We start from the raw sequence: 25,189 nt of genomic DNA, 5'->3' as shown, positions 1-25,189 counted from the left end.
CATTCGCTGGCAACGAAAAACAGCCCCCTTTTTCATTACTGTCATGAAAAGGAGGCTGCGTATCAAGCTCTGCTATTATTACTTTTCAATCATGGTGTTGATCGCTTCACCTGGGTGTTTTTTCAAGAAAGTAGAGTACTCTACTTCCCATGGATTCCATTTGCCTTCCCCTTGGTAGCCCCAAACGGAGTTGATGCGGGAAACAGTATCTGTGTTGTTCATACCTACAAGTCGTTGCTCCCCTACGAGCTCAAATGTACCGTTCGCATCCATATCGACTGGCGTCAAAGAACCGAATGGATAAGAGAATACAGAAACAGCATCTTCTGTTGGCTGTACTTTTCCTGCCTTGTCATACAGCTTGGCAGCTACGTATACATCTTGGTTGGCACCCACATCAAGCGTCAGCGGCTTATCCAGGTGGGAGCCTTTGCCCTCTACTTTAAAGCCATCTACGAATTTCCCCTCGTAACGGATTCCTTCGTTTTCCTTTTCACCAAAAATCACGGCTGGCTTATTGTTTTCAAAGGTAGCGATTACGTGGCTGTAAACACCGCCGCTTCCGCCAGTCGCTGTTTTCACGAAGGCATCCGCAACATGGTCACCGGTGAAGTCAACGAGAGTCAGCTCGCCTTCATAGCCGCCCAACTCTTTGATATCCGTTTGGCTATACACGCCGGATTTTCCGTCTTTCACTACGATGTTCATATTGGAGGAATAGATGTCATCCGCTTTTTCTTTTTCGCCAATCAGGTATACGACGTCATCCTTCTTATCGCCATTCACGTCAGCTGTTTTTTGATCGATCACATAGGTGTTTTTCGCGAGCTTCAATTCAGCTGCGGCAGAGAACAGCTTTCCTTTTTCCGAATCTGCGTGAGCTACTTGTGTATTCATTGCAGAAAATCCAGCTACGCCTACAACTCCTGCAAGCAGCAAATATGTAACAGGCTTCATCCATTTTTTATTCATCGTTATGGCCTCCACTAGATGGTAAGTTATTGGTTACATTTACTACTATAGGACGACGCCTGCTCTATTTCGTTACAGAATGTTTACGAATGATATACAAAAAGTAAACAGCACGTTACTTGACGTTATCCAGCACACTTTTGATAATAGCAGCCGAGTCTTGACGGATGTTCAGATTGTAATGCTCTCTGACCGCATGATAGACGGCATCTACGTTTTTGCTGCCTTTATTCTTGCGATAGGCAGCTACTTGCTTGGCAAACTTCGGATGGTGGATGAGATCACGGCTCCAGTCCCATACGCGAGGCTTCATCGCATCCTTGCGTGCTTGATCGAGCATTTGGGGAAACTTCGGAATAAAGTATTGCCCGATTTTTCTATTAGCACTTTTATATTCTTGGGTCTCTGTAATAGAGTAAACAGGATCATCATTATAGGGCTTTCCATTGACTGAAATGAGATCGCGCGGTTGTGTTGGCACCATGCCCGGTGCTAATTTCACCTGATAGTACTCCCAACCTGATTCGGTCTTTTTCCCGGGAAGAATGAGTTTCATAAAATGCTGCAGACGATCATACGCATGCTCCTGCGCGTATTTTTCCGGACCGGATTCCATGCTAAGCGGAGAATCAGGATAAATATAACCTTCGCTATCTACTACATAACCCGGCAAGCCTACTTCAACTGCCCATCGCACAGCAACATTCTCCGAATCCTTCAGATCAATTCCTCCGTGGTAAGGTCGAACGGTTCCGAACATCCGATACAGAACAGTCGCGACAAACTCCTTCGTTGCGATCCCCTCGTCGATCTCATTTGGCATGACGTAACCGGCTTGAACAAGAGGCTGCAGGCGGGCATTCATATTGATTTGGGCTCTGTTTTGTCGTAAAGCTCTCCCCTCTTTTGAATAAGCGTCCGTAATCTTAATGCCTTGGTCTAGCTCATCCAGATTCATGTCAGCCGGATATGCTGGAGGTAGAGTACCGATAAAGTGATACAGATTCCAGAGAAATCCTTTTTTCGAGGATAAGAATTTCAAGCGATAGGAGAAATTCATTTTGTGATACGATTCTTCCGTTTCTATGTCGATCATATAGTCATCGGATGAATAAGGGCGCAGTTGCAAAGGCAATGGATGCGGATTAGTAATAGAGACCATCTGTACATTCAAAAACAAGTATTTTTCCGGATTGGGCGGAAGTTTATATGTAATTCGGTAGCTCGCTGTGTTTGCTTCTGCAATATTTGTAGCAGATGGGGTAACAAGTATCGTGCATAAACAAAGGGAGCCTGCTAGAACGCTAAACACCATCTTTTTCCCGATCATGGAAAAATCACCCTTTTCCTTTTGGTACTGGTTAAACGCTTCTTGGCCTTCGAAGTTGCGCTTAGACTATTACTATAAAAAGAAAAACGACCAGATATAGCTTATCTGGTCGTTTCTTGAGCGATCTTATTCTGCCAAAGAAGCAATCGGCTGCACGCCCATGCTCTCCAGCTTTTCATAGATATCCTTTAATTTCGGATTTCCCTCACCGACAATTTCCCCGGAAATTACGACAAGCGGATACCATAAATCTTCCTCGATAATGCGATTCGCCCAGCTTTTGTCATCGTCTGTCTGCGGCTGTTGAAAGTCGCTATAAACGATGCGGATGCTGTCACTCCCATACTTGCGAGAGAGTGCCGCCTCCAGCCACTCGGCTGTTTCCTTTGCAGATGGCAAATTGACGCAGCTTGCGCACAATTGCTCTGTCCCAAAAACCTTGATATCGACAGTCACTATATCCGCCCTCCCCCGGGTCAGCTAGCTTAGGACAATGCTTGGTCGAGGTCCTCGATCAAGTCCTGAACATCTTCAATACCAACAGAGATGCGCACCAATCCATCTGTAATGCCCAGCTCAGCACGGCGTTCTGCTGGGATAGAAGCATGTGTCATGCGTGCAGGTACGCTGATCAAGCTCTCCACTGCACCCAGCGATTCTGCCAGCGTGTAGTATTTTACCTTTGCCAACACTTCGTCAGCACGCTCTGCGCTACCTACGTCGAAGGAAATCATGCCACCGAAGCCACGCGCTTGCTTTTGAATCAGCTCATGACCGGAATGGCTGGACAGACCAGGATAAATGACGCGTTTGATGTCGCTGCGCTCAGACAGCCATTTTGCGAGCGTACGAGCGTTGTGTTCATGCTCTTCCATCCGAATTCCCAGCGTCTTCATACCGCGCAGCAAGAGCCAAGAATCTTGTGGTCCAAGCACACCGCCAATTGCATTTTGCACAAAATGGAGGTCTTCGCCCACTTGCGCATCTTTTGCTACAACCAGACCAGCTACTACGTCGCTGTGTCCGCCCAAATATTTCGTTGCGCTATGGAACACGATGTCAGCACCGAGATCCAACGGATTTTGCCAGTATGGCGTCATGAACGTGTTGTCTACTACGTGCAGCACGCCTTTTGCTTTCGCGATTCCTGCCAACGCGCTGATGTCGCTTACTTTCAGCAGGGGGTTTGTCGGTGTTTCCATAATGATTGCTTTGGTTTCCGGGCGAATTGCCGCCTCTACTGCTGCCAGATCACTCGTATCTACGTAGGTGGCTTCCAGACCCATACGGGAGAAAACACGTGTAACGACACGGTACGTACCACCGTATACATCGTCACCTACTACGAGATGATCGCCTTTGTTAAACATGGAGAGGATGGTAGAGAGTGCCGCCATACCAGAACCAAATGCAAAGCCACGTGCGCCGCCTTCGATTTCTGCGATGTATGTTTCCAATGCGTGGCGGGTCGGATTCCCGGTACGGGAGTATTCGAAGCCCTTGTGGACGCCAATGGCTTCCTGTTTATACGTACTTACCTGGTAAATTGGAACGGATACGGCTCCTGTATGTGGATCTCCATCGATTCCGCCGTGGATCAGACGAGTTTTGATGCGCATCTTAAATTCCCCCCTGGTAAATTTTCTTGCTTAGATAACGTTCGCTGCCGTCGGCAAACAGTGTGACGATATTTGTCCCTGGAGCTGCTTCTCTTGCTTCGCGCAGTGCCGCTGCCATAGCTGCACCTGAAGAACTACCTACGAGCAAGCCTTCCTTGGCAGCCAGCTGCTTGACCAGATCGAAGGCTTCCACATCGAGAATCGTGTGAATGGCATTGAAGTAGCTCGTATCCATGAATGGAGGTAAGAACTCCATGCCGATCCCTTCTGTTTTATGAGGGCCAGATTCTCCCCCATTCAAGATGGAACCTTCTGGCTCGACAATGACCGTTTTTACGTTTGGATTTTGTTCCTTCAAGTAGCGAGCAGCACCCATAAAAGTACCGCCAGAACCAGCACCTGCCACAAATACGTTTACTTGTCCGTCCATTTGACTCCAAATTTCTGGACCTGTTGTTTTGTAGTGTGCGTCTGGATTCGCCGGGTTAGCAAATTGCTGTGGAACAAAAGCACCTGGAATGGATTCTGCGAGTTCTTTTGCCTTTGCGATTGCACCCTTAATCCCTAGCTCTGTCGGTGTATTGACGACTTCTGCTCCAAGGGCACGCATCAGCTCTTGCTTTTCCTCGGAAAACTTCGCTGGTACGCAGAAGATGACTTTATAACCTGTTCCTACAGCGGCCAGCGCTACACCAATTCCTGTATTACCTGCTGTCGGTTCAATAATGGTACCACCTGGGGCCAATTGGCCGTTTTCCTCAGCGGCACGAATCAACTCTATGCCGAGTCTGTCTTTTACGCTGCCTCCTGGGTTAAAATACTCCAGCTTGGCAAACAAGCGGACACCCTCTGGAAGCTCAAATTGAGTAATTTCGACGATCGGCGTATTACCAATCAGTTCCTTCACATTGCGAAATACGTTCACGAAGATCTGACTCCTTATATTGAAGTACTTGCTTCTTTCTTTTTCATTATAACATGCAAAGATTACAAAAAGTCCATGCTACTAAACTTCGGTATGCCAGCTGAACTTTAAAGTGTCAACAGGGCATGTAAGCCATGGATTTCTCACCATGGTATGATTATAATAAAGGAGAGGTTGGAAAGGAGTGAATGTAACATGGATATCATGGATCAAGTACAAGAAGTTCTCGATAAACTGCGTCCTTACCTGCAACGTGACGGCGGAGACGTACAACTCGTTGATGTAGAAGATGGCATCGTGAAGCTGCGCCTGATGGGTGCTTGCGGTAGCTGCCCTTCCTCTACCATCACCCTGAAAGCAGGAATCGAGCGTGCACTGGTGGAAGAAATCCCAGGCATCAAAGAAGTTCAACAAGTATTCTAATCCAGTCACATCGACATGAAAGCAGCTACAGCAAATGCGTAGCTGCTTTTTTCATTTCCCCTTATACATTCCTTTTTCCAAAAAGGCAATCATGCGCTTCTCGTACTCCTCAGGAACTAACGCATAGCTGCGGACGTGACCCGCTCGCGGTACGATCCAAATCTCGGAATCTTCGTCTTGGGTCAGCTCAAAAAGTCGTTCGCTGTTAACCAGTGGGATCGTCGTATCGCCTGTCCCGTGTATAAAAAGAATCGGCTTATTCGCTTGCTGGACTGCCTGATACGGATTGACGTCTCGCGGATTGGCTCCTAGTAAAACAGGACACAAGGTAAGGATGAGCCAGTTGAATGGAAATCGGGGCAGGCCCGTCCACTGCGGCAAGTTCTCAGCCAAGTACTCACGTAAGGAATAGAACGGTGAATCTGCTACAATCGCTGTGACGCGATCATCCACTCCGCCAACCATCAAAGAGGTTGCCGCCCCCATGGAAAATCCGACGAGACCAAGTCTGTGCTCGGGCTTCTTCGCCGCTGCAAAATCGATGGCCCCAAGGAGGTCTTGCTGTTCTCGAAGACCAATCGTAGTCAGTGCTTTGCTGGACTCCCCTGCATTGCGAAAATCGAACATCAATACATCAAACCCAGCCTGAACCAGTCTTGCAGCCAGAGACAACGCTGGCAGATGTGGCTCTAATCTGTTTTGACTATAGCCGTGAGCAAAGACCAGCGTACTACCATTCGAAACCTGCCCATTTTTTTCTGCCGACACGTACCATCCAGCCAACGAAATCTTTGTTTCTCTGCTCGAAAAAACAACGGGCTCCACCTGTTCGATTCCAAAATTCCGGGGTTCCATGTGAATCGGTTTTCTTACAGGATGCGTCAAGCGCCAGGTTACGTGAAATGAAACGGCTACTGCTGCAATCAAGAGCAGCACGAAGAGTCCTGTAATCAAAACAAAGAACGTGTTCATACGGCAGTCAGTGGTCCCCTTCCACTGAGCACCTCTACGATATTAGCAGCAGCCAACCTCGCCATCTCCGCCCTTGTTTGTACAGTTGCACTACCGATATGTGGCAATGCCACTACATTCGGCAGTTGCAAGAGCGGGTTATCCATCGGGACTGGCTCGACCGCAAAAACGTCCAGTCCGGCTGCCCAAATTTTTTTATCTACCAACGCCTGATACAGTGCGGACTCATCGACTGTCCCACCACGAGAAACATTGATAAAAACAGCAGTTTCCTTCATAAGCGAAAATTGTTTTTCCCCCATTAACATGCGTGTGTCCTCTGTCAACGGTGTAAGCAGAACGACGTAATCGGACTCTTGCAGAAGCTCCGCCAAACCAGCATACTGTGCTCCTGTCTCTTGCTCAGCCTGTGGTTTGCGATTCCGGTTGTGATACAGGATTCGCATGCCAAATCCTTTGGCGCGTCTCGCCACAGCTTCCCCAATTCGCCCCATCCCGATAATCCCTATAGTCGAACCATATACATTTTGCCCAGCCATGAGGGTCGGACTCCACGCTGTCCATTCCCCCTGCAATAAAAATCGGTTGGCTTCCGTCAATCGGCGGCCTGTCGCCATCAATAAAGCGAAAGCCAAATCGGCAGTAGACTCTGTCAGGACATCTGGCGTGTTGGTTACGATGACCTCGTGTCGTCTGCACGCCTCCAAATCGATATTGTCGTAACCGACCGCCATGTTCGCCACGATACGGAGTCGTTTTGTACTCGCCAAAAATTCTTCGTCCACTCGTTCTGTCAGCATGGTCAAGACGGCATCTACATGTTTAATCTTTTCCAGCAACAATTCACGCGGGATCGGCGCATTTTTTGTCCATTGCTCGACCTCGGCTACTTTTTCAAGCATCGCGATCACTTCAGGATTGAGTTTCCTCGTAACGAAAACTTGTTGCTTGATCATCTTTTTTCCTCCACAACCAATCAATTTGTGGAATGGATACGTCATAACGCTCAGCAATGAATAGCGGGTACTTTCGAAGTCCGTCTTCCATTTTGGTTAGCTCGTCTTCCAACTGCGTTTGCCATGCTTGGATGTTGACTTCCTGGCGCTCCTCTACCGGCAACTCCATATAAGTCTCCACGAGCTTCAAAAACCTGCCTGGGTAGAGCATGAGCGCATAAATCACAGCATATTCAGCTGGGAGCAGAGCAGAGACGCTGTTGTAGCCGTCGAAAAAGCTGGAAACAGCCTCTTCATTCCAGCCATTTCGCTTTGTCTCGGCTTTAATCCACTGCCCCACATCTCGCGTACGCATATCAAGAACCCAGTTCCATTCACCTGCCATTAGACGTACATCCTTCTCTTTCCATAGCATATACCCTTGATCAAAATTTTGGTAGGCTACTTTCCCGAGACTAGCAGTTTCCTTCACGACTTTATCGTAACCAGCATCCAACAAATATTGAACGGACAATTCCCCGAGCTGAGTAATGTATGTGAAGCAGGTCAACAAATATTCATCCATTGGCGCGAGCTCTACATTTTCCTCATCCATTGCATCCCGGTACTCATTAAAATTCCGCAGCTTTTTGTGCCATGTGCTCGGCCAGTTGCCAAGTGAACTGTAGGGGATAAACATCTTGTCAGATGAAAAATCACTCGTGGCCAGATGGAACTTTGCGAGCGACTGTCCACCGGCATAATAGGGATTTTCAGGAACCGCCTCTCGCACGCCTCTGTATAAATAGTAAAGCTGCTCATCATCAACGATGTGAGCCTGCCCGCTTGTTGTGTTCACCAGCTTTAACAAGCGAATGTTTTGCTGTTGACTCAAATGCTGTTTTACTTTCTCAATAAACTTGCTTTTGTATTTATATCCGGCTGGCGCCTCGAACATGTAGTAAAGGCCTCGATCCGTTTCCAGTACCTTGCTTGCCCCCGTCGTACGATATCCCTGGAGTTCAAAACCGTACTTCTCCTGAAGAAGCTCTTTTTCTTCCATACAGTTGTTCACCCTCCTTGCATACTGCTCTTCTGGCATTGTATGTCAGTAGATCGGGATAGGTGCCTATCTGTATGCAGATACTAGATGCATTCATGCCGAAAAGGAGGAGCGACAAGCATGAGTGAGCATCCACTAAATAGTGAGAGTTGTCTAGATTTCGTTATTGAGCTGTTGGAAAAACGAGGAGTCAGCATGAACGACATTGCTGAAATTGTCATGTTCCTACAGTCAAAATATATCCCGGACATCACCTTGGACATGTGTCTCGACAGTGTGTCGTCCGTCTTGAAAAAACGCGAGGTCCAAAACGCGTTGCTGACCGGGATTCAGCTCGATATCCTCGCGGAACAAAAACAGCTGCTTCCCCCGCTCCAGGCGATTATTGAAACAGACGAGCCGCTATACGGCATAGACGAGGTACTCGCCCTCGCCATCGTCAACCTGTACGGAAGCATCGGATTCACCAACTTCGGTTATGTAGACAAGCTGAAGCACGGCAAACTCGCCGATCTCAACGACAAGCGTAATGGTGTCCATACTTTTTTAGACGATCTTGTTGGTGCGGTCGCAGCCGCCGCCTCTAGCCGCATTGCCCACCGCCAGAAGCAGCAAGAAGAATGCGCTGAATCATAGTGAGATTCGCTGCTGCCATTCCGGCAAATCTTCCGCAATATGGGTCGGAGCAGCATGATGCTGTTCTGCTTCTTCGCGCGTGGAATAGCCGGTCAAAACGAGCAAGCTGTCCAAGCCGCTGTTGGCACCTGCCTCAATGTCCGTATATAAATTGTCCCCGACGATCAGCGTGTCAGCCGCAGCAGTACCAAGCTGATCCAGTGCGTACCGAACGATAATGGACTCTGGTTTGCCAATCACGATTGGTTTGGTCGCGGAGGCAACGGAGACGGCGGCCACCAGTGAACCATTGCCGGGGAACAGACCGGCATCTGTCGGCAGGGCAGCATCTGCATTTGTAGCGAGAAAAGTTGCTCCTGCACGGATAGCGCGTGCGGCGATCGCCAGCTTTTCATACGTAAAAGCACGATCAATCCCGACGATGACATAAGCCGGATCTTCATCGGTAATCACATAGCCTGCATCCGCCAGCTGATCATGCAAGCCCGCCTCTCCAATCACGTAGACGCGTGTACCCGCTGGTGCATGCTCTTGTAAATACGTAGCGGTCGCCATACTCGTGGTATACACGTCCCGAGCCTGTGCTTCTATGCCCATTGCTACCAGCCGTTCTGCGGCGTGCTGTGCAGAGGCTGAAGAATTATTTGTCAGGAACAAATACGGGATCTGATGAGTTTTCAAGTGGGTGATGAATGCTGCTGCTCCCGGAATCGCTTCTTTTCCCCGATAAATCGTCCCATCCAGATCAAGCAAATAGCCTTTATATAGTTTCACGTTGTTCCATCTCCCATCTGTTGTCGTAAGCCGGTTGAACAGGCTCTCCCCTCTTAGTGTAATCCTTCCTCCTTCCTATCGCAAAAAGCAGGAAACGGGCTTCCACCGCTTCCTGCTTTTTGTTTAGTACCCGATCGGCCCTCTTATCACGAACTACGGAAGTCCCGTTATTTCTTGAATTTGACCATGATTGGCTTGCCGGCTTCCAGGTTCATTTCCCCTTTATGACGGACATACACGTTCTGGTATCCTGGAAATGTCGGAGGATCTTCAGGATCATAATCCTGCCAGTTTTTTTGCTTGCCAACTGCGTACTCCATGTATTCCGTCGCGTTCACAAGCACATTATTCTCATCATCCGCCTGTACATCCGGCGGCAACTGCTCGATTTTTCCATAACGGATGCTGAGTTGCTTAATTACTTTGTCGTGTTGGTAGTCATACGCTTGGATGACGACATCATTACCGTACACCTGCAAGCGTAGTCCTTGCTTGAAAGCTCCTCCATCCGGCGTGACTTTTTCGCCCCCGTCTGGACCTGCTGACATCCATCCCGTTTCAATACCGGCAGTGTTTACGACGGTAAAGCCGCGTTTGTCTCCGCCTTTGACTTTCTTTTTGCCTGCCCAATCCGGCAGGTTCAGGTCCCAATGGGTGTGGCTCGAAAAGAAAACAACTTGCGGATAGTCTTTCAAGATGTCGAGGAGCTTGTCCACATCCAGGTAATCGTTCGTGTATGGACTTTGTCTGGAGCCCGAGATACTGTCCGGAAGCACATGGTGGGAGAATACAAAAATGGGCTTATTCTTGTCCTTCTTGCTATAACGCTTCAGATTATCTTTCAGCCAATCCAGTTGCTCGTCGCTCATGTAAACTTCATCCCACAATTTTGGATCGTGGTATTTCATGTATTTTTCTGTGCCGAGGAAAAGGAAGGGATATCCATCGATTTCTTTTTGGTGATAGACTTTGTCTTCTCCACTGAATTGGTAAAAGTTATCGAACAGTTCTTCTTCCGTTGTGCCGTTTGGCCATGAACTTTGTGCAAGCGTTTGGGGATTCTTCCACTTCGGCACATAAAACTCATGATTGCCGATGCTGGACCACACGTTTTCGGGATGAGGATTTTTATCGAGCACATCTTGTACGGCTTGATATTCAAAATCGTAACCGCGAGAAGTAATATCACCGTTAATGATCAGCGCTTTGGATTTTGGATTTTCCTCATTGATGTCTTGCAAAACGTGACTAAAATCTCGGAGGTCTCCCTGGATATCACTGATCACATCAAATGTCATCGTCATCTTTTTCTCAGGAATTTTGTCTTTTGCATGAGCAAAATCAACGACTGGCAGGATTCCACCCAACAAGATGGCAGAAGCAGCTATACTTGATACCATTTTTTTCATTACGGATCTCTCCTCATCTGTTTTCGTCACGACGCCCATCCGTTCTACCAATACTTTCCTGATATCATTCCACCTTTCCGTTGCTTTTCTGTGTGTTTAGTTGCCCTTTTACACCATAAATAGTAAATGTCCAACATAAAGAAAACGTTAAACCAACATTAAGATTGCGAGAATGGAGAAAAAAAGGTACTTAATACCTGCCTGATTATAGAAAAAAGACACAGGACGTTAACTGAATCCTGTGCCTGCATCGTTCTTATAGAATAGCCGGTTGTAAACAAAAGAAAAAATCCACCCGATTCGAGTGGACTGTCGTTATCGCTATTTTATTTCGCTTCCTTGATGTGAAACACGCATTTGTCTCCGCCTTTTGCCATGCACGTGGTTTGCTCCACATTGGCTTTCAAAACCCGACGGAACAAGGAAAGCTCACAGCTACACGCTTGGTTGAATTCACGGGCTACTTGCGAGATTGGGCAATTGAACTCCTGAATCCGGTAGCCGTCTCCGTCTTCGTCCTTTTCCCATTCCACCATGTAGCCTTTATCGTTTTGCAGTTCGGCCAGCTTGGCTACACGATTTTCCAGGTCGCCTTGCATGTAGGAGCGATAAGTCTCCTCCAAGCGATTCTCGCGGCGTCTAAATAGCATTTCTATTTTGGACAAACCGTCGATTTCTTTTATGTCTTGTAAAAAATCTAATGTCAAATGAGAATAATTGCGCGGGAACAGCTCGTCTGCTTCCTGCGACAATGAATAAACATTCGTTGGGCGTCCCATCGCTTGGCGAACAAGCGTAGACTTGATCAAATTATCTCTCTCGAGGGTGTTCAAATGACGCCGTACCGCCATTTCAGTAATCCCCAGCTCGACGGCCATGTCGCTGACAGGGAGTGAACCTTTGACCTTGAGCATATGCAGGATTTGATCACGAGTGGACGTTCCTTCGTTTGTCATACGTATCACCGTCCTTTCTACCTATTGTAGTGGATGAAGACGTTTTAGTAAACAAACGAAAGTCTTTTGTATAAAATATCCGCTACATGGCGATAGACTAAAAATGGCTTTTTAAAAAAGTTCTTTTTTCAAGAAGACTCTTACCTGTGGCTCAAACTGACGAATAGTACTGGTCGCTTCTTCTACCAGACTGTACATCTCACTGACCGGCACACTTGTATAATCATTGACCAGATGCTTGCGGAAATCAGTTACACGTGTCAGGATCAAAGCCTGTTCATCCGTGATAACTTGCTCATCCCGCAAAATTTCCACGATGTCGCTGTAGCTTCCTGGATCTCGCATAATGAATCCGTCGATCAGCGCATTTCCCACATCCACTATTCCTTCGATAGACAAGTGCAGGGCTCGCTCCATCGCAGCAACAGCTACTTCATCTGCCAAAACCTCTTTGGCTCCTCGTTCACTGAGCTTATCCAACAGATCCAGCATACGAGACATATGTTCCAATACTTGGTCGATTCGTTTTGTATTCACGTCGTACATATATTTCTCCTTACTTTCGCTTTTTTGATTTGCGTTTTGAGTAGTAAACAGTAAACACAAATGTTAGCACCAGGACGAGAAGCACCAATTCCCCTTCCTGCAAATAGGAATTGCTCACCGGTTTCACCTCTTTTCATCCCTCAGTATACCAAATTTGTACGACCTGTCACGAATCGCGTTCGTCTTTTGATCACGTAGTTGTACCGGGGGATTATTCGACATCGAAAGTGGCGTTCACCTTTCAAAGTCCGGTGCTCATGTAGATCCCCTACACTCCGCTCCTCCTTTTCAGGTTCTCGCCACTTTCTCGGTGCTGAAAAGACGAATCAGTGATAACTTTATGTTACAATGATGGGGTGAATTTTTGTCGGCAAGCATAAGGGGAGGAACACACTGTGGAACGCGAATTGGCACTGGAAATTGTGCGGGTAACGGAAATGGCTGCACTCGCCTCTTCTCACTGGATGGGACGCGGGAAAAAGAATGAAGCAGATGGAGCAGCGACCAGCGCCATGCGCGCCATGTTTGACACGATCAACATGAGGGGTACCGTCGTTATTGGCGAAGGTGAACTGGATGAGGCCCCCATGCTCTATATCGGTGAAAAGCTCGGTAACCAGGAAGCAGACGGGCCTGAGGTAGATGTGGCGGTTGACCCGCTAGAAGGAACGACGATTGTCGCGAAGGGTCACAACAATGCCATGTCTGTTATCGCCATCGGAGACCGTGGCACACTGTTGCATGCACCCGATATGTACATGATGAAAATGGCCGTCGGCAAACGTGCTGCCGGACAAATCAACCTTTACGATCCCGTGGATAAAATGATAGAGGTTGTAGCAAAAGCAAACAACAAGCGCGTACAAGATGTGACGGTCATTATTCAGGAACGTGACCGCCATCAGGCGATCATTGACGCCATTCGTGAAAAGGGTGCGCGCGTGAAGCTTTTTGGAGATGGCGATGTGGGTGCAGCGATTGCTGCCTGTCTGCCGCATACAGGGATTGACCTGTTCTTGGGGATCGGTGGTGCGCCGGAGGGCGTAATCAGTGCCGCAGCGATCAAGTGCCTGGGTGGCGACATGCAAGCCCAGCTCAAGCCACAAAACGACAGCGAACGCGAGCGTTGCATCAAAATGGGGCTCGATAATCCGGAGCAGCTCTTGACGCTAGACGATCTGGTCAAAGGGGACGACGCCATTTTTGCGGCAACAGGCGTTTCTGATGGAGAGCTGTTGCAAGGTGTACGCTACCTCGGCGATGATATGGTGGAAACTCATTCGATCGTCATGCGTGCCAAAACCAAAACCATTCGCTTTGTCCGCGCTGTACACAATACCGAACACAAACCAAATCTTTTATGGAAGTAGAGGGACACCTACATGGCAAATGATTTGTTCTACTTGTACGACGAAGCCGAGGATACTCGAACGCGCTTTGTCAGCTTCACGGGCGAAGCTACGCGTTTTGACCTCGCGATTACAACGACCACCCGTTTTTATGGGAAGGCGATTGTGATCAACATTCAAAATGGACGCTCCGCTATTATTGGACATGATGATCTGGAAGAAGAAGGCTATCTGGAATTTGCATTCAACTTGAATGAGAGTGAAGCCGAAGAATTGAAAGCATTTTTGGAAGCAGCCATTTAATTCCCCAAAGGAGGAGCCATTACGGGCTCTTCCTTTTTTTATTGATAACTTCCGCCCATTTCCTGCTGGACAATGCTCCTTACAGGCGTATGCCTCGTATACTGCTACTGCACAGATGCACTGACAGATAACGAGAGGAGTGCGAATCGCATCATGCAATCTTATCCATACGACCAAAACTCTTATGACCAAAGTTCTTATGACCAAAACCAATACGATCAAGTCCAATATGATCAAAACGAATACGATCAAAACCAATTTGTTCCTGCTCAATATGACCAACCACCTTATTACTCATCAGACCAGGATTTTCAATACATTCCAGAAGATCAGGCTCACCCAGTCTTTTTCCGTAGAAGACGCGGTCCTGAGGTCGTTGTCGTCCCACAGCCATATCCTTGGTGGGGATGCAGTACTTGCTGGCCTGGTTATTGGCCCACTTGGGGCTGGCCTGGTTGGGGTCCCGGTGGTTTTGGTGGACCCGGTGGCTTCGGAGGACCCGGTGGCTTTGGTGGACCCGGCGGTTTCGGTGGACCCGGCGGTTTCGGTGGACCCGGTGGTTTCGGTGGACCCGGTGGTTTCGGTGGTCCCGGTGGTTTTTGAACCCCTAATGGTTTTGGCGGAGGTTATTCGATCGCAAAACGAAAAGAGCCCTGACATCCAGGGCTCTTTTTTTATGCTTCGGTTATTCTGATTGATTTTTAGGACTCACGCTTTGGTGTATTTGGTCCTGTTGGGACTTTATCGCGTTCGCGATTGGGTTTGAATTGATTAGGACGGCGCTCTCGTGAGTTGGAATCCTTGCCATTTTTATCAGGGCGATCCTTTTGAAACTTTGGCTTCTCCCCACGTTCGTTTCTCCCTGCCCCATTGCGATCAGCGCCAGCATTGTTCTGGCGATCCTGTTTATTTTGACGCGGGTGATAACGTCTACGTTCTTTTCGTTCTACATAAGGCGAAGAGCCACCCTCTTCACGAGGAATGTCCAGACGAATATCAATGATGGCATCAAAACCAGCTTCGTCTTGCCCGCTTTGGTCGTCACCATTGCCAACGTTTGCTTTTACCTTGCGCAAAACGAAGTACGGACAACCAAAATTGCAGAACTCATGCAGGTACTCATCCAAAGCGGCGATCCGCTGCTCGAACGGTACTTTGCGATTAGCGTCAATATAAAACCCACGAAGACGAAGCTGACCATAGCCCCAGTCCCCTACAATATAATCGTACTTGTCGAGGATGTCGCTATAGCGCTCCTTGAACGCCTCAAGGTTCCAGCCGTCTCGATTTACTTCCATGACTTCATAAGTACCGGCTTGCGTGCGAATCAAACTCGCTTCCTCCTTACGCATGTATACTACGTCCATCTTATCATATTTCACGCAACATGAGCTAAATTTCCCACGATAACTGACCTGTGCCTTTGGACATTCTATCATGTAGGGGGTGTTACCATTGAAAAAGACATGGTTGTATCCTGCAATTGCAGGTATTGTGCTGTTGGCTTCTGGTTGTGCAAATAATGCTGCGCCTAATTACACGCATCCGAACAAGACGATGTCGAACCAGTCTGCTCCGCACGTCCGAAATTTTGATGGAATGCACGTCCGTAACTACGATGGCATGCGCTCGACGAACATTGACGGGTATCATCATACCCGTAATTACACTGGTGCTGGCACCACTAGTCTCGACGGGCTCCACGTCCGCAACTACGACGGCACTCGTGATGGACTCCATGTTCGCAATGGCATGGGACTGACCAACAATGCTGGGAATAACTATGGTGCATATCCAAATGGTACTTACCCACATGTAAACAACTACAACGCCTACACAAGTGGAATGAGACCGTACAATGCCTTTACGGATCATAAAGCTGGTATGGGTACAACGGGTGTTTACAATGCACCATCTGGTACAAACCATTCCATTTACCAGCAGCATGGTACAAACCGCGGTGGAGCAGGTGTCATGCAAACTGGAATGCCACACATGGGTTATGTGCAGACTGACCGTCAGCATATGAGAACTGCCAGTGTAACAAACGTCTATGTAGACCGTGAAGCATTGGCAAAAGCTGTAGGGAATGTTACTGCTAGCTGCCCTGGCGTACAGCGTTCTACCGTCTTGGTAACGGACAAAGAAGTTTTTGTAGGCTTGCACACACAAGGAGCAGATGCGCACACAGCGAAAAAACAGGCAAGAATGAACGCCGAATCGGTTTCACCACGCTATTACAAAGTGTATGTCACCGATAATCCGAATGACATTCAAGAAATCGCTCGTGTAGCAAGTCGCTCCAGCAATGTGAGTACAGCGCGTACAGAAGATGCGAGAAGCATTGACACGCTCGTCAAGCGTATGGGTGGAACATCCCATAACGTGAAGACAACAACCAGCCGCTAAAAAGCCTCTCCCCCAAGTAGTGAAAAACCCCCTCAACTCCGCTCTTAGGGCGGTTGAGGGGGTTACTTATTATTGCGCTTTCGGCATGGATTCTTTCGCAATCGTTTCCTTCGCGGCACTCGCCTGCTCGTGAGCATGATACGAGCTGCGCACCAATGGCCCTGATTCCACGTGGCTAAAACCACGGTTCATGCCTTCATCCTTCAAGCGAGCAAATTCATCTGGATGGTAAAACTTTTCTACATTCAAATGCTTCTTGGTCGGTTGCAAATACTGACCAATCGTCATGATGTTGACGTCGACAGAACGCAGGTCATCCATCGTCTCGATGATTTCCTCCATCGTCTCGCCTACACCAATCATCAGACTGGACTTCGTCGGAATGCTCGGCTGGAATTCCTTCGCCTTTTTCAACAGTTCCAGCGTCCGATCGTATTTGGCTCTTGCCCGTACGCGATCTGACATCCGGCGAACCGCCTCAATGTTGTGGTTGAGTACGTCAGGCTTTGCGTCCATGACCACTTTTAACGCATCCCAGTTCCCCATAAAATCGGGAATCAATACTTCTACGGAAGCAAACGGCAGTCGACGACGAATCGCACGAATCGTATCGGCAAAAATCTGTGCGCCTCCATCTGCCAAATCATCACGAGCAACGGAAGTAACAACGACATGCTTCAAACGCATTTGTTCAGCTGCTTCTGCTACACGTTCTGGTTCAGCTGTATCCAGCTCCGTCGGTAACCCCGTTTTTACTGCACAAAACCGACAGGCACGGGTACATATATCACCCAAAATCATGAAAGTTGCTGTACCGCTTGCCCAGCATTCATGAATGTTGGGGCATTTTGCTTCTTCACAAACGGTATGTAGCGTCTTCGTGCGCATGGTTTGCTTAAGCTCTTTAAAGCTGGCTAGTTCTGATCCTGAAACAAGGTTGATCTTGAGCCACTCCGGCTTGCGTTGCGTCATAGGGCTCACTCCTCATGTGACATCATGGTACAAGACAATAACAATTTCCATTATAGAGGTTGGATTTCAGAGGGGCAACCTCTTTCCTGCCCCGGAAACAATTACCCGATTCGGTGAACGGCATGGCGCTCCTCTTGGCGAAGCAATGGCGCAAGCATGCGCAGCTCTCGCTCATGACAGGTGAAAAGAAACACTTGATGTTCCTGTGCCAGCATGGTGACATAGTCAAGCGTTCGACGAAGGCGTTCTTCATCATAATGGACAAAGTGATCATCGAAAAAGAGAGGCAATGGCTCCAACTGCCTGGCATGATGCATCAAGGCTAAACGTTGGGCAAGGTAAAGCTGATCGATAGTCCCAGTTGAGCATTGGTCCTGCTCGAGTACCATTTGTTTGGTCGGCGCAAGCAAACGAACGGCAAATCCGTCACGGGGATCGAGTCTGACATCTCGATACGTTCCCCCTGTAATATGCTCGATGATCTCCGAAGCCTGCTGATTCACAGCGGGCGTGCTATCTCGTCGCCATTCCCCTACTGCCTCCTGCAGCATTTCCCGAGCCAGCTGGAGGGCATCTCGCTTATTTTGCAGCTGACGAAGTGCTGCCTGGGCTTCCTCAAGCTCATCCGTTGCGCGAGATAGTGACAGGCTCTCGTGAACCGCCATCTCCCCACTTCCTCTTGCCATTTGTTCCCGCAGCTCCTGCAGTCTCTCCTCAATCCCTGCCATCTCGATGCGTAATTTGCCTTGCTCGGTTTCAAGCACGTTTTTTTCCTGATCCAGCAAGTTGCGAAGTGCCTCACCCCAGCTTGCAGACAGATCAGCTTCCTGCTTCGTTTTCGCCATTTCCGATAGAAGCTGCTCAGATTGTTGCTTGTTTGTGCTTTTCAGTAGCCCTTCCCGTCTTTCCAAAAATGTATCCCAATTATTCGCACCCCATCTCTGAACAAGTGCCGCGACCTCAGCATCGATGGAAACGATCTCTTCTTGTACCCTTTGACTATCCTGTACCGCATCTTGATCTGCTGTCTGATTGACTTCGCCCGTACTCCGGCCTACCCGCAGCAAGAAAACCCCAAAGCCAAACAGCAACAAAGCGACGGTCGCAGAAATCCCTCCCAGAATGGGATGTCCACTCACGAAGCCGATTAACCCGAGAACAGACAATATCCCTGCGCCGCCCCACATAAGGGCAGCTCCCCGTCTCCTTTTTGCCTGATTGCCTTGTCGGGTGCTGCGTGATGCTGATCTTCGTGGACTTGTAGAAAGGGCGGATACAGCCAATGTCGCCAAACGAATATGCAGTGCTTCTCGCTGTTTGAGCAATTGTGTTCCTTTTTCATAATCGTTCTGTAGGGGGATAAGCTGGTCATCCATCTGTTGTACGGCTACTGTCGGCATGTTTACCTGAGTGAGACCTCGTCTTGCCTCTTGATGAATGGCCAACTCGCCCTCTGAATGAGCTGTTTGCTCCCACCACTCCCAGTCTTGTTGACTGACAGGAGCATGGCTTCGTTGCCAGCGTTCCTGCAACACTTTTGCTTGTCCAATCGAACGCTCCAGATGCTGCTGCAATCGGCTTCGCCGCAGTTCTAATTGCTGACATTCTTCTTTCGCTTCCGCTATTTGCAGCGTCAGTTGGCTGCTTGTTCGCCAAGCTACCTTTGCGTTTTCTTTCTCCTGCTCTTTTTGCGCCACCTTCGTAGCGGCTTTTCCCAAAAGTGTATTTTCGGCCCGTTCTTTTTTACCGATGAGGGCAACCTCTCGATCCAGCTCCGCCAAAATTTGTTGGACAGCCGGATTGGCTTCTTCCGCAGTCGTAAAAGTCGGAATCAAATGCTCAGCCGCTTGAAGCGGTTCCCTCCTGATCCACGTCAAATCCGTAAATAGACTGCGTGTAAGGCCCGTATGCTTTTCGATAAAATTCCGTTCCTTGCGCCTGTCTTCCAAATAAAGCTCAGTCAGCTCCGTCCATTCGGGGTCCAAAAAGAGGCGTGCCTCCTCCCGTTCCTTCGTCAATTGTCGGTGCAAACGATAGGTTTTGCCCGCTAATTTGTACGTAATAATCGTTTCATATGAGCCACTCTGCCACGGACGATACTTTTCATATTCAGGCAAGTATCGCGCCGTTTTGACGTAATCGCGTTTCATTCCATACAAGGCAGCGAAAATGCCTTGTAAGATGGTTGATTTTCCTGACTCATTGGGAGCATAAAACAGATTGATGCCCGGAGCAAAACGAAAGGAAGCATCCTGCCATTTTCCGAAGCTCCCCAGCACTAACTCCTCTATTTTCATCGAATGGTCCCTCCAATCCGCGCCAAAGCCTCTTGTTTGGCTAGCCTGACGATTTCTCGCTCGTCCTCATTTTGTGCACGGGACTCCGCCTCTGCCAGTTTGGAAAGCCATCTCCCCCAGACGCCACCATCTGCGATCAGCTTGTCCTCATCCACATCAGGCCAGGTCTGGTCTGTCAGCTGCAACACAAAAAATCGGGAAAATCGCTGTTGAAGGACGGACAAGGGAGGTTGAAAATGGGCTGCTCGCTCCCCTATTAGCGTGATGTACATCATATCGGAGTCGTTTTCCTCCATGAGTTGCTGCTCCATTCGTTCAATGAGCTGCTCAGTTGTTTCGACTCCATTCGCTTTGATTTCCAGCTTTTGAATTTTGCGTGACTGGACAGGAATCGCCGTCAGCTGCAACCTGCCATCATGATCCAGCTCTCCATACAAAACATGTCGTTCTCCCGCTTCTTTGCTCGTCAATCCTTCTGGAGAGCCTGGGTAAGCTGCGAACGGTTGTTTTTTGACAGGATGCATGAATGATTCCGGCTTGTGAATGTGTCCCATCGCAACATAATCCATGCCCGTCTGTACAAGCTGCTGCAAGGTAACAGGCGCATACGGGTGATGCTCTCCTTCTCCTGAATTGGAAAGCACACTGGCATGCAGAACCATCAGGTGATGGGTATACCCTTCCAATTTTCCTGGAAATGTATCGAGTGGCGACTCGTACACATGTGGCTGCCCGAAGCCCCAGCCGTAAATTACGCACGACTTTTCGGGAAATTCATACACCCCCCACTCGGGTGTAAACCAGTAGACGTTCCCCGGCCATTCCAATGTTTGATAAAACGAATCCGCTCGCCACGGATCGTGATTGCCAGGTGCGATCACGACAGGGATTGGTGCGATACTGGCAAAAAGATCACGTAAAAACAAGGCAGTGGATCGTCTTCCCCCGTGGTATTCCAGCAAATCTCCAGCAATGAGCCAGAAATCTGCTTCCTTTTCCCGAACGAGATCACGGATTCTTTTCATCGTTTGACGAAAATCATCCTGACGCAGCTCGTAGCGCTCCCCCAACATTTGAAGCGGCGCATCCAGATGGACATCCGCTGTATGAATAAATGACAGCACGATTATTTCCACTCCTCACATGAACCAGACGAACATATTTTCCCTTTATGATACAGAGGAAAAGGCTGGATGAAAAGTATCTGTCAGAACGAAAAAACTTCCGCCAGCAATGACGGAAGTTTGGGGAACTGGTTGTTTACTTGAGCAAATGGAGGAATTCACGCATGAAGCCTGGCAAGTCTGGCCAAGCATGTCCGGAAACAAGATTACCATCGACATGGAGCGTTTCCGTTTGGTAGATTGCTCCGCACGCTTCTACATCGGGTCTGCAAGCCTGGTACGCTGTGATTTCACGACCGGCTAAGTGCTCACGAACAATCGTCAATACTTGAGAGCCATGGCAGATGGCTGCGACTGGCTTGTTCGTCTCGAAGAAGTGCGCGACAATCGGCTTCAAGTGTTCATTGAGCCTGATATGCTCTGGTGCTCGTCCACCCGGAATAATCAAAGCGTCAAACGCCTCAGGGTTAATGTCCGAAAAGGCAACATGGGCGGGAAGCTGATAAGCTGGCTTTTCTGTGTATGTCTCACTGTGTGCTTCGAAATCATGGCAAACGGTGTGCAGGGTTTTCACGCTGGGCGCTGCAATGACCGTTTCATACCCTTCTTCCAAGCAGCGATAATACGGATAGAAAACCTCCAGTGCCTCTACAGCGTCGCCTGTTACAATCAACACTTTTTTGCTCATCACACAGCCTCCTCATGACGATTTTTAAGGAATACACTCCTCCAGATTTCAATTCTTTGACGATAGGGTGTGCTCCTGCCACTACCACCGCGAATTTACAAAACTTTCCTCAATAACAACCAAAAGCCCTTCCAAAAGTATCTTGGATAATTCACTCCAACTGGCAGAAACTACAACAAAAGACTACGAGGCAGGAGGGAGACGGCATGCGAGTTTTCCGCCTAATCATTCAGATCAGCTTGTGCGTGGTTGCAGCTATTTCTCCACTAGAATCCGCCGCTGGAATCGCTCCGTCCGCCAAAGAGCAAGACCCGGTTCTTCAAGAGCGCCTGCAAGTTTTTTTGCGCTTGGAATCGATGTACGGCATTCCGTGGAATTATTTAGCAGCTATTGATCAATACGAGCGTACCATGAAAATACGCCGAAAGAAGCAGGAGCAGGAAAACGTTTCGCGGCTAACAGCTGTGGACATCCCAAGTGATCGTTGGGCAGGAGCGTTCAATCCTGACGCAGAGGATACGAATCCGGTATCTATCCAATTTTTTCAAGGGATTGGGATGGATGGAGATGGCGATGGTGTCGCAGATCGTCACAACGATCTCGATGCACTCACTACTTTCATTCATTACCTATCCCAGTACGGCTTCTCCCACGAAGATTGGCAAATCGGTCTCTGGTCGTACTACCAGCGGGATCGTGCCGTGAAGACGATCAGGCAGTTCGCACAGGTGTATGCAAAGTATCAGCATCTGCACTTAGATGAGCGCCATTTTCCCATCCCAGCGAGGTATGAATACAGCTACCGTAGTACATGGGGAGCTCCGCGCGGCTGGGGTGGTCGTCGCATCCACGAGGGGACCGATATTTTTGCCAGCCACGGCACCCCTGTACTCAGCACAGCGTATGGAGTCATTGAGGTAATCGGCTGGAACAGGTATGGTGGATGGCGAATCGGCATGCGTGACATGGGCAATGTGTACCATTACTTCGCACATCTGTCCTCGTTTAAAAAGGGCTTGAAGCCGGGTGACATCGTGGAGCCGGGTGAAGTAATCGGATATGTCGGCAGCTCTGGTTATGGGAAGCCCGGCACTTCCGGCAAATTCCCTCCCCATCTGCATTACGGTATGTACCGGGAGACAGGTGGCGCAGATTGGTCATTTGATCCTTATCCGTATTTACGACGATGGGAACGGCAAAAGAAGCGGCAATAAAGCCGCTTCTTTTTTATGGGCAGCTCTTTTCATTGACAGACATCATCCGTAAAAATACAATAAAAACAGAAAAACTGGACAATTGTCCAAAAAAGAGGTGAGAAAGTGACTACCCAGAAAAAAGCCGAGGCAAAACGGGCATTTTTGATTGAGCAAGCGACTGCTTGTTTGGCTGACAAAGGGTATGCCTCTGTTTCCTTGCGCGACATTGCCAAGGAATCTGGCGTCTCACTTGGCATTCTGCATTATTACTTTGCAAGCAAAGAAGAGCTTTTGCTCGCTGTAATCTCTAGCTACAAAGGACGTTTTATGGAGGAGCTGGAACGCGAAGTACTCGCAGCTCCATCCGGAAAATGGTCAGCAGCTTTAGGCCGTGTTTTGTGCCGTAGTCTACAAGAAAATCGAAAGCTGCATCGGCTCTGGTATGACTTGCAGGTACAGGCCATGTACGTTCCAGTGTTTGGTGAACAGGTAAAAGTCATTCGATCCCGTCTGCATCAGCTCATCTCTCGTATGCTCGTACGATTGCAGCTCGAAGAACAAACTTCCTTGACCATCGACGAAGACTCCGCAGTCTCACTCATTTACTCTGCAATCGATGGATTCCTTTTTCAATTTTTACTCGATGAGTTACAGAATCCGGAAGAAGCGATTGCCCGCTTTGAACAGACCTTTGCCCATTTGATGTATACACTCTTCTCAACTGAATCCTACTCTCCTGAATCGAGGTGAATCATGATGACAGTCATGTCTTTGCAAAATCCCGCCACTGGTGAGCAGCTTGGCTCTTTACAGGAAGCGACTCCAGCACAAGTAGAAGACGCGATGGCACGTGCGCGCCTTGCCTTTCCAGCTTGGTCTACTACATCGTTGGCCGAGCGTCTGGACTATTTGACACGGTTGCGGCACTATTTAGTCGATCACGGCGAAGAAATTGCCCGAAAAATTAGTGAGGCTACCGGAAAGGTTACGTTGGAAGCGTACATGACCGAAATTTTCGTCACTGTCGACACGATCCGTTTTTATGAAAAATATGCTTATCAGATGCTGGCCGATCAGCCGGTACCAACCTCTATCGTGCTGTGGCCGAAGAAATCGTATATCCACTACAAGCCAATGGGTGTAGTCGCGGTCATCTCTCCGTGGAATTATCCGTTTCAGCTGGCCATCATTCCCGTATTATCTGCCCTCGTAGCAGGCAATACCGTTATTTTAAAACCTTCCGAGGTGACTGCTTCTGCCGGACTGATCATTGAAGAGGTGTTTTCCGCTGTTTCAATGCCAGATGGAGTTGTGACCGTCCTTCATGGGGGACGCGAAGCTGGACAGGCGCTAGTGGCTGCTCGCCCAGATAAAATATTTTTTACAGGCTCTGTTGCGACAGGCAAAAAAATTATGGCGGCGGCGGCGGAGCATTTGATCCCTGTTGAATTGGAGCTGGGTGGCAAAGACCCGATGATCGTGTTCGAAGACGCTCATCTGGAGCGAGCAGCAAATGGCGCGGTGTGGGGGGCTTTTACGAACTCGGGACAGGTATGTATGTCTGTCGAACGGCTTTTTGTCCATGAAAAGGTATATCCTGAATTTCTCCAGCTGGTCATCGAAAAGACAAAAGCATTGCGCCAAAGCTATCCGGATCAGGCCGAGGTCGGTTCGATGACGTCTTCCCAACAAATCGGAATTGTCCGTGAGCATGTGAGCGAAGCACTGGCCGCTGGCGCGACTGCGGTCACCGGGGGACTTCCTTCCTCTGACAGCATGTATATCGCGCCGACCATTCTCACAAGCGTGACATCTGAGATGAAAATCATGCGGGAAGAGACCTTTGGTCCAGTGTTGCCCATCATGACTTTTGCCACCGAAGAGGAGGCTGTTCGCCTGGCTAACAGCTCACCGTACGGGCTGAATGCCTCTGTCTGGTCAGGCGATAAAACAAAAGCGGATCGCGTAGCTCGTCAGCTCGATAGCGGCAATGTGTGCATCAACGACGTCATAATCAGCTACGCCAATCCCCACCTTCCTTTTGGCGGGGTCAAACAGAGTGGCATCGGCCGTTATCGCGGGCCTTCAGGATTGCAAGCCTTTACGCACAGCATTTCTGTCATCCATGATCCGGGCAAACGCAAGCGTGAATTCAATTGGTATCCGTATACGAAAGATCAGGAGCTCACCTTTATTGGTTTGACGAACCTGTTGTACGGCAAGCTCCAAAATGTAAATCGCCGTACTTTGGGTGCGATTTGGCGCGAATTCAAGCGTCTGTTCTAACCACA

General features: G+C 48.8%; 26 protein-coding genes. 9 read left to right on the top strand and 17 right to left on the bottom strand.

Annotation, left to right across the window (positions count from 1 at the left end; all coding sequences use genetic code 11):
* Window positions 1-78: 78 nt before the first annotated feature.
* The 5 genes from ODZ53_RS16755 to ODZ53_RS16735 form a co-directional block, all read right to left on the bottom strand.
* The gene (locus ODZ53_RS16755; protein WP_372678485.1) at window positions 79-972 is read right to left on the bottom strand and encodes a hypothetical protein; all 894 of its coding nucleotides are present in this window, start codon (window positions 970-972) and stop codon (window positions 79-81) included.
* Between the two features lie 115 nt (window positions 973-1,087).
* On the bottom strand, window positions 1,088-2,302 hold the full coding sequence (locus tag ODZ53_RS16750) for a hypothetical protein (RefSeq protein WP_372678483.1): 1,215 nt from the start codon (window positions 2,300-2,302) through the stop codon (window positions 1,088-1,090).
* Window positions 2,303-2,428: 126 nt separating this feature from the next.
* On the bottom strand, window positions 2,429-2,758 hold the full coding sequence (locus ODZ53_RS16745; protein ID WP_007715795.1) for a YuzD family protein: 330 nt from the start codon (window positions 2,756-2,758) through the stop codon (window positions 2,429-2,431).
* Window positions 2,759-2,787: 29 nt separating this feature from the next.
* A complete protein-coding gene (locus ODZ53_RS16740; RefSeq protein WP_372678481.1) occupies window positions 2,788-3,921 on the bottom strand; it encodes a bifunctional cystathionine gamma-lyase/homocysteine desulfhydrase in 1,134 nt (377 codons plus the stop codon).
* Window position 3,922: 1 nt separating this feature from the next.
* Window positions 3,923-4,846, bottom strand: a complete 924-nt coding sequence (locus ODZ53_RS16735) for a PLP-dependent cysteine synthase family protein (protein ID WP_015893023.1) — start codon at window positions 4,844-4,846, stop codon at window positions 3,923-3,925.
* 195 nt (window positions 4,847-5,041) lie between these two features.
* Here ODZ53_RS16735 and ODZ53_RS16730 point away from each other — a divergent pair, with 195 nt between their 5' ends.
* A complete protein-coding gene (locus ODZ53_RS16730; protein ID WP_007715787.1) occupies window positions 5,042-5,269 on the top strand; it encodes a NifU family protein in 228 nt (75 codons plus the stop codon).
* A 51-nt stretch (window positions 5,270-5,320) separates the two neighbouring features.
* Here ODZ53_RS16730 and ODZ53_RS16725 read toward each other — a convergent pair whose 3' ends face one another.
* Genes ODZ53_RS16725 through ODZ53_RS16715 form a run of 3 tightly spaced genes read right to left on the bottom strand, consistent with a single transcriptional unit; the run spans window position 5,321 to window position 8,239 of the window.
* The gene (locus ODZ53_RS16725) at window positions 5,321-6,241 is read right to left on the bottom strand and encodes an alpha/beta hydrolase (protein ID WP_372678478.1); all 921 of its coding nucleotides are present in this window, start codon (window positions 6,239-6,241) and stop codon (window positions 5,321-5,323) included.
* Window positions 6,238-7,197: a 2-hydroxyacid dehydrogenase gene (locus tag ODZ53_RS16720; protein ID WP_372678476.1), complete on the bottom strand. Its 960-nt coding sequence runs from the start codon at window positions 7,195-7,197 to the stop codon at window positions 6,238-6,240. Before ODZ53_RS16720 ends, ODZ53_RS16725 begins: the two co-directional genes overlap by 4 nt.
* Window positions 7,154-8,239 (bottom strand): hypothetical protein, encoded by a 1,086-nt coding sequence (locus ODZ53_RS16715; RefSeq protein WP_372678474.1) that lies wholly within the window; start codon window positions 8,237-8,239, stop codon window positions 7,154-7,156. The genes ODZ53_RS16720 and ODZ53_RS16715 overlap by 44 nt, the downstream gene beginning before the upstream one ends.
* A 120-nt stretch (window positions 8,240-8,359) precedes the next feature.
* On the opposite strand from ODZ53_RS16715, the gene ODZ53_RS16710 reads away from it, so the two are divergent.
* Window positions 8,360-8,875 carry a phosphatidylglycerophosphatase A family protein gene (locus tag ODZ53_RS16710; protein WP_372678472.1) on the top strand — a complete coding sequence of 172 codons (516 nt, stop codon included), beginning with the start codon at window positions 8,360-8,362 and terminating at the stop codon, window positions 8,873-8,875.
* On the opposite strand, the gene ODZ53_RS16705 is transcribed toward ODZ53_RS16710, so the two are convergent.
* The 4 genes from ODZ53_RS16705 to ODZ53_RS16690 form a co-directional block, all read right to left on the bottom strand.
* Window positions 8,870-9,649, bottom strand: coding sequence for a TIGR01457 family HAD-type hydrolase (locus tag ODZ53_RS16705; RefSeq protein WP_372678470.1), 780 nt, complete (start codon window positions 9,647-9,649; stop codon window positions 8,870-8,872). The two genes, ODZ53_RS16710 and ODZ53_RS16705, sit on opposite strands and share 6 nt — an antisense overlap.
* A 167-nt stretch (window positions 9,650-9,816) precedes the next feature.
* Window positions 9,817-11,058 carry a DUF4073 domain-containing protein gene (locus ODZ53_RS16700; RefSeq protein ID WP_372678468.1) on the bottom strand — a complete coding sequence of 414 codons (1,242 nt, stop codon included), beginning with the start codon at window positions 11,056-11,058 and terminating at the stop codon, window positions 9,817-9,819.
* A 326-nt stretch (window positions 11,059-11,384) separates the two neighbouring features.
* Window positions 11,385-12,014, bottom strand: a complete 630-nt coding sequence (locus tag ODZ53_RS16695; RefSeq protein WP_372678785.1) for a helix-turn-helix transcriptional regulator — start codon at window positions 12,012-12,014, stop codon at window positions 11,385-11,387.
* A 111-nt stretch (window positions 12,015-12,125) separates the two neighbouring features.
* Window positions 12,126-12,560, bottom strand: coding sequence for a DUF86 domain-containing protein (locus ODZ53_RS16690; RefSeq protein ID WP_372678466.1), 435 nt, complete (start codon window positions 12,558-12,560; stop codon window positions 12,126-12,128).
* A gap of 395 nt (window positions 12,561-12,955) precedes the next feature.
* Between ODZ53_RS16690 and glpX the strand changes: the two genes are divergently transcribed.
* The 3 genes from glpX (at window position 12,956) to ODZ53_RS16675 (ending at window position 14,815) form a co-directional block, all read left to right on the top strand.
* Window positions 12,956-13,930, top strand: coding sequence for a class II fructose-bisphosphatase (gene glpX / locus ODZ53_RS16685; RefSeq protein ID WP_372678464.1), 975 nt, complete (start codon window positions 12,956-12,958; stop codon window positions 13,928-13,930).
* Window positions 13,931-13,942: 12 nt separating this feature from the next.
* The gene (locus tag ODZ53_RS16680) at window positions 13,943-14,212 is read left to right on the top strand and encodes a DUF3055 domain-containing protein (RefSeq protein ID WP_372678462.1); all 270 of its coding nucleotides are present in this window, start codon (window positions 13,943-13,945) and stop codon (window positions 14,210-14,212) included.
* A gap of 153 nt (window positions 14,213-14,365) precedes the next feature.
* Window positions 14,366-14,815 (top strand): hypothetical protein, encoded by a 450-nt coding sequence (locus ODZ53_RS16675; protein ID WP_372678460.1) that lies wholly within the window; start codon window positions 14,366-14,368, stop codon window positions 14,813-14,815.
* A gap of 98 nt (window positions 14,816-14,913) precedes the next feature.
* On the opposite strand, the gene ODZ53_RS16670 is transcribed toward ODZ53_RS16675, so the two are convergent.
* The gene (locus ODZ53_RS16670; protein WP_199926621.1) at window positions 14,914-15,579 is read right to left on the bottom strand and encodes a YutD family protein; all 666 of its coding nucleotides are present in this window, start codon (window positions 15,577-15,579) and stop codon (window positions 14,914-14,916) included.
* Between the two features lie 79 nt (window positions 15,580-15,658).
* Here ODZ53_RS16670 and ODZ53_RS16665 point away from each other — a divergent pair, with 79 nt between their 5' ends.
* The gene (locus ODZ53_RS16665) at window positions 15,659-16,621 is read left to right on the top strand and encodes a YhcN/YlaJ family sporulation lipoprotein (RefSeq protein ID WP_372678458.1); all 963 of its coding nucleotides are present in this window, start codon (window positions 15,659-15,661) and stop codon (window positions 16,619-16,621) included.
* 69 nt (window positions 16,622-16,690) lie between these two features.
* On the opposite strand, the gene lipA is transcribed toward ODZ53_RS16665, so the two are convergent.
* The 4 genes from lipA to ODZ53_RS16645 form a co-directional block, all read right to left on the bottom strand.
* Window positions 16,691-17,593, bottom strand: coding sequence for a lipoyl synthase (gene lipA, locus ODZ53_RS16660; protein WP_372678456.1), 903 nt, complete (start codon window positions 17,591-17,593; stop codon window positions 16,691-16,693).
* A gap of 101 nt (window positions 17,594-17,694) precedes the next feature.
* Window positions 17,695-19,890 (bottom strand): ATP-binding protein, encoded by a 2,196-nt coding sequence (locus ODZ53_RS16655; protein ID WP_372678454.1) that lies wholly within the window; start codon window positions 19,888-19,890, stop codon window positions 17,695-17,697.
* Window positions 19,887-21,014, bottom strand: coding sequence for a metallophosphoesterase family protein (locus ODZ53_RS16650; protein WP_372678452.1), 1,128 nt, complete (start codon window positions 21,012-21,014; stop codon window positions 19,887-19,889). The genes ODZ53_RS16655 and ODZ53_RS16650 overlap by 4 nt, the downstream gene beginning before the upstream one ends.
* A gap of 136 nt (window positions 21,015-21,150) precedes the next feature.
* On the bottom strand, window positions 21,151-21,702 hold the full coding sequence (locus tag ODZ53_RS16645) for a DJ-1/PfpI family protein (RefSeq protein WP_015893041.1): 552 nt from the start codon (window positions 21,700-21,702) through the stop codon (window positions 21,151-21,153).
* A 206-nt stretch (window positions 21,703-21,908) separates the two neighbouring features.
* Here ODZ53_RS16645 and ODZ53_RS16640 point away from each other — a divergent pair, with 206 nt between their 5' ends.
* The 3 genes from ODZ53_RS16640 to ODZ53_RS16630 all read left to right on the top strand — a co-directional run bounded on the left by ODZ53_RS16640 (window position 21,909) and on the right by ODZ53_RS16630 (window position 25,184).
* Window positions 21,909-22,916: a M23 family metallopeptidase gene (locus ODZ53_RS16640; RefSeq protein WP_372678449.1), complete on the top strand. Its 1,008-nt coding sequence runs from the start codon at window positions 21,909-21,911 to the stop codon at window positions 22,914-22,916.
* Between the two features lie 105 nt (window positions 22,917-23,021).
* Window positions 23,022-23,648 (top strand): TetR/AcrR family transcriptional regulator, encoded by a 627-nt coding sequence (locus tag ODZ53_RS16635; RefSeq protein ID WP_372678447.1) that lies wholly within the window; start codon window positions 23,022-23,024, stop codon window positions 23,646-23,648.
* Window positions 23,649-23,651: 3 nt separating this feature from the next.
* Window positions 23,652-25,184: an aldehyde dehydrogenase family protein gene (locus ODZ53_RS16630; protein ID WP_372678445.1), complete on the top strand. Its 1,533-nt coding sequence runs from the start codon at window positions 23,652-23,654 to the stop codon at window positions 25,182-25,184.
* Window positions 25,185-25,189 lie beyond the last annotated feature (5 nt).

The sequence above is a fragment of the Brevibacillus sp. BD137 genome (assembly GCF_041644655.1).
GTDB classification, from domain to species: domain Bacteria; phylum Bacillota; class Bacilli; order Brevibacillales; family Brevibacillaceae; genus Brevibacillus; species Brevibacillus brevis_D.
This window is presented reverse-complemented; position numbering and strand designations above follow the sequence as displayed.